This is a genomic window from Mesorhizobium sp. M7A.F.Ca.ET.027.03.2.1 (assembly GCF_003999175.1).
GTDB lineage: Bacteria > Pseudomonadota > Alphaproteobacteria > Rhizobiales > Rhizobiaceae > Mesorhizobium.
In genome coordinates this window covers 1-3,951 of sequence record NZ_RZOM01000568.1, presented here as the reverse complement: position 1 = coordinate 3,951, position 3,951 = coordinate 1, and the positions used below count along the sequence as shown (strand labels likewise).

The window sequence follows — 3,951 nt, the reverse complement described above, 5'->3', positions numbered from 1 at the left end:
GTCATGCTTAGCGATGGAGCCGATGTCGCGCTGTTCGAGGAACTTCGTTCCGCCATCGAAGCGGAAGGCGCGGTGATGGAGGTGGTTGCGCCCAAGGTGGGCGGCGTCGAAGCCGCCGACGGCACTCACATCGAGGCAAGGCACATGATCGACGGCGGTCCGTCCGTGTTGTTCGACGCGGTGGTGCTGCTCCTCTCCGAGGCGGGCGCCGAGTTGCTGGTTAAGGAGGCCGCTGCGAAGGATTTCGTGTCTGACGCGTTTGCGCACTGCAAGTTCATCGGCTTCACCCCGGGGGCCGAGCCGCTCCTGGCCAAAGCAGGCGTCGCTCCCGATGCCGATGAGGGGCTGATAGCATTGGATACGGCAGCCTCGGTCGAGACATTTGTGCAGTCGTGCCGCAAACTGCGGCTCTGGGCAAGGGAGGCGGCTGTAAAGCTTTGACGCGATAACAGCCGGCAAGATGCCGGCTGCCGCAATCTGGGTGGTTCGCCTCCTAGCCTTCTGGCACGGCGCCCTATGATTAGCTGCTCTTTCTAGCTGCTTGTTCTCGCTGCTTTTTCAAAACTTCGTCGGTTCCGACCAGCTTCTTCGCTCCACCCGGAATTGCTGTGGATACGACCGCAGGCGGATCGCTGGCCGGAAAAGAATCCTCCAATCCTGCCTGTAACTGATCCTCGAGTGTTTGGGGTTCTTCGGAGCGGCCGTGCGTTCTGCGACTTTCTATGTTCTCCAGCGGCTGTTTCTTTTTTGGCGAATCGTTCGCGTCTCGAATCAAGGAATATAACTGCTCGATCGCTAATTCCTTGATAGTTTCGAAGTCCGCACGATCGTCTTTTGCTTCTTCGATGCGATTGACCATGGCTTTCTCGAACCGCTCAAGACTTTCACTCCCACAGGCATGGGAAAGACGCAGCAAAGCCTCGTGCAGCATTAACGGAGCGAAATGGGCCGACGCCTCAAGCCTGAGTTGTCTTAGACGATCCGGAGTGGCGGCCTGCAACTTTGACATGGACATCTCCTCTCCCACAAGCGTCTCAACGAGAATTGACCGCCGATGTTCCACCGCGCCTGAACATCCTTCCCGCCCGGCGAGCTACAGGAACCAGCTTGCCACCAGTCCCGCCGACGCCGCAAAAATGGCCAGGGTCGTCACGCCGCCCAGGATGTTCGTGCTTGTGCTGTTGACCTTGTCGCCCATGATTTTGCGGTTGTTGGTCATGATGAGGATGAGAAGCAGCAGAGGTGGCGTTGAAAATCCTTGCACAATGCCCGACCAGACCAGGGCCTTCATCGGGTTGAAGCCGAAGAAATTGAGGCCCACCGCCACCAGCGTTATGATCCCGATCACGATGTAGAATTTGGGAGCCTGGCGGGGTTTGGAATGCAGGCTATTCTTCCATCCCATCGCCTGAGCGAAATCGAAAGCGGCGCCAGCGGTCATGATCGGCACGGCCAGAAAGCCAACGCCAATTACACCGGCCGCAAACAGAATGCTGGCAGCGTCGCCGGCAAGCGGCCGCAGCGCTTCGGCCGCCTGTGCCGCTGTCTCGATCTGCGTCTGCCCGGCCTTGTAGAGCGTCGAACCTGTCGAAAGAATGATGAAATACATGATCAGATTGGAGAACGTCATGCCGATCAGGATGTCGCGGCGGGATCGGCGCAGTTCGCTCTCCGTGGCGCCTTTGCGCTCTTCGAGGCTCGTTCGACCCTTGGCTATCTCCTCCTCCACCTCCTGATTGGACTGCCACGTGTAAAGGTATGCGGAGAGCGTGGTCCCGATGATGGCCACGAGGATGGACAGGTATTCGCGGCTGAATTCGATTTTTGGCAATAGCGTGCCGCGCAGAACGGAGGCTGCATCCGGTTTGGCAAGCACCGCGGAGACCACATAGGCAAGCAGAGCCAGAGCCAGCCACCGGAACACATTTCGGATCAATTTATACGATCCGAACACCTGCAGGGCAAAAATGACCACCGCAACGGCAATGACGACCAAGGGAGCAGGCAGAGGAACGAACAGCACGATGGCCGCCGACATGGCGCCAAGATCTGCGGCTGCCTCGATCGTGTTGCCAATCAGCACGCCCACCAGCACGGACCATAGCAGCCAACGCGGATAGAAGTGCGATATGACCTTGAAAAGCCCGCGACCCGAAACCTGGCCTAGTTTGGATGAAAGATAGACGACGACATACATCATCGGCAGCGTGACAGGTGCCGTCCACAGCAGGTCAGGCCCGAACCGCGCTCCGGCGCTCGCGTAGGTACCGATGGCCGAGCAGTCGTCATCGGCCGCGCCGGTGATCAGACCAAGCCCGAGAGCCCGAACGACGCCGCCCTTTTTTTGCCCGCTTGCCCTTTGGCCCTCGTCAGGTGGCTTGTTCATTGAAGGCGCGTCTTTACCGAGGCCACGCAAGAAATCATGACGAACATTCCAATCGGACGGCGATGAAGCAGCCGTTTCAAGCTGCATTGAGATCGAGGCTCGAACCTCTGGTCAGGCTTTTTGTTCCTGGACCAGTCCCGGCCCGCGACGACGTTTCATCCGATGCGGGTTCTTTCGGCGGAGCCGGACATCCAAGCGAATGCTCCGCTCCACTGAAGAAGGGTGTCGGAGCCTGTCATTCAGGCGACTTGGCACAAAACTTTCCCCGAAAGAAAATCCCGCGACGCCAAAGTCGAGTGTTCGGCCCAGCCCGTTCATCCGCTTGGTCAGCGGCTCGTACCGCCGCCGATCGCCATCCGTAAGCCGAGGCCGATGATGAGACAGCCGGCGAGCCGCTGCTGCCAAAGCCTTGCGCGAGGGTGCCGCATGACCCATGCGCCGGCCGCGCCCGATGCCAAGGCATAGGCTCCCAGCACCAGCACACCGGTTATCTTCTGTGTTGCGCCAAGCAGCACCAGCTGCAACGTGACGGAGCCCCTGTGCGGATTGACAACTGCGGCAGGAACGCAACCATGAACATCAAAGGCCAGGGATTGCTCAGATTGGCGATCATTCCTTCCTGGGCGGCGGCGAGCGGCCGCAGGGCCTTGAGGTCACCTGTGGGAATGGTTGCCGAGGATGAAAGCAGCAGCCGGACACCCAGCCAGACGATGTAGGCCGCCCCGGCCCATCGAAGCAGATTGAACGCCAGGGGCGAGGCGTGGACAAGCGAGGACAGGCCGAATGCAATCAGCGGAAGCTGCACAAGTCCGGCGCCCAGCGTCATGCCGAGCACCGTGAACAGCGCCACGTCGCGCCCCTGTCCAATGCCGCGGGCCATCACCAGCATGCTGTCGGGACCTGGCGGCACCTGCATGAGAATGACGGTTCCGACAAAAGCTATCCACAATGAGGGATCGATGGGGCATCTCCGTTAGCGCTGCCGATGACATCAAAGCGGCCAGCCGTCATCCGGGTTCCGCGGCAAATGAAATGTCCCATCGCGAAGAACCAGGCATGAACCGTCAGATGGAACGCGGTGCCAGTCCTGGAAGTTGAAAAAAGCCGGAGCCGTTCCTGAACCGGTTTTGGAGGCCTACCCGTGCATGAACCAATAAACGCCTTCCCGCTCCCGCTGGACACGTCTCCGATGGAGGCCAAGCTTGCCGATGAAATCCCCCGGGATGGAAACCGCTGGCAGTACGAGCCCAAATGGGACGGTTTTCGCTGCCTGGCTTTCAAGAGCGACGACACCGTTGACCTGCGCGCCAAATCCGGCAAGCCGCTCGGCCGCTATTTTCCGGAAATCACGGACATTTTGCGTGACCTCAAGCGCGGGCACTTCGTCATCGACGGCGAGATTGTCATTGAGGTTGACGGTGAGCTTTCCTTCGAGGCGCTGCAGATGCGCCTTCACCCGGCACAAAGCAGAATCCGCAAACTGAGTTCGCAGACGCCTGCCAGTCTGATCCTCTTCGACATGCTTGCCAGGCCGGGCGGCGAGGTCATCACGGGCAAGCCACTTG

4 protein-coding genes and 2 pseudogenes are annotated in these 3,951 nt (G+C 59.7%); 2 read left to right on the top strand and 4 right to left on the bottom strand.

Translation table 11 applies throughout. From position 1 onward, the window contains the following. Nucleotides 1-441 (top strand): annotated as a pseudogene (locus tag EN750_RS22355) (catalase HPII); the annotation flags it as partial. Between the two features lie 79 nt (nt 442-520). Here EN750_RS22355 and EN750_RS22350 read toward each other — a convergent pair. From EN750_RS22350 to EN750_RS22340, 4 genes are all read right to left on the bottom strand, one after another. Continuing rightward, complete coding sequence (locus EN750_RS22350; RefSeq protein ID WP_127397664.1) at nt 521-1,009, bottom strand: hypothetical protein; 489 nt, start codon at nt 1,007-1,009, stop codon at nt 521-523. Between the two features lie 84 nt (nt 1,010-1,093). Next, entirely contained in the window at nt 1,094-2,473 is a 1,380-nt protein-coding gene (locus tag EN750_RS22345; RefSeq protein WP_348629335.1) for an Nramp family divalent metal transporter, read from the bottom strand. A gap of 239 nt (nt 2,474-2,712) precedes the next feature. Beyond that, nucleotides 2,713-2,901: a hypothetical protein gene (locus EN750_RS40875; protein ID WP_245482769.1), complete on the bottom strand. Its 189-nt coding sequence runs from the start codon at nt 2,899-2,901 to the stop codon at nt 2,713-2,715. Continuing rightward, a complete protein-coding gene (locus EN750_RS22340; protein ID WP_245481686.1) occupies nt 2,874-3,302 on the bottom strand; it encodes a LysE family translocator in 429 nt (142 codons plus the stop codon). The genes EN750_RS40875 and EN750_RS22340 overlap by 28 nt, the downstream gene beginning before the upstream one ends. Before the next feature lie 273 nt (nt 3,303-3,575). On the opposite strand from EN750_RS22340, the pseudogene EN750_RS22335 reads away from it, so the two are divergent. Next, a pseudogene (locus EN750_RS22335) lies at nt 3,576-3,951 on the top strand (ATP-dependent DNA ligase); the annotation flags it as partial.

Coding starts and splice junctions, on each gene's coding strand:
- EN750_RS22350 (WP_127397664.1), bottom strand. CDS start 1,009: ATGTCAAAGTTGCAGGCCGCCACTCCGGATCGTCTAAGACAACTCAGG.
- EN750_RS22345 (WP_348629335.1), bottom strand. CDS start 2,473: ATGCAGCTTGAAACGGCTGCTTCATCGCCGTCCGATTGGAATGTTCGT.
- EN750_RS22340 (WP_245481686.1), bottom strand. CDS start 3,302: ATGCAGGTGCCGCCAGGTCCCGACAGCATGCTGGTGATGGCCCGCGGC.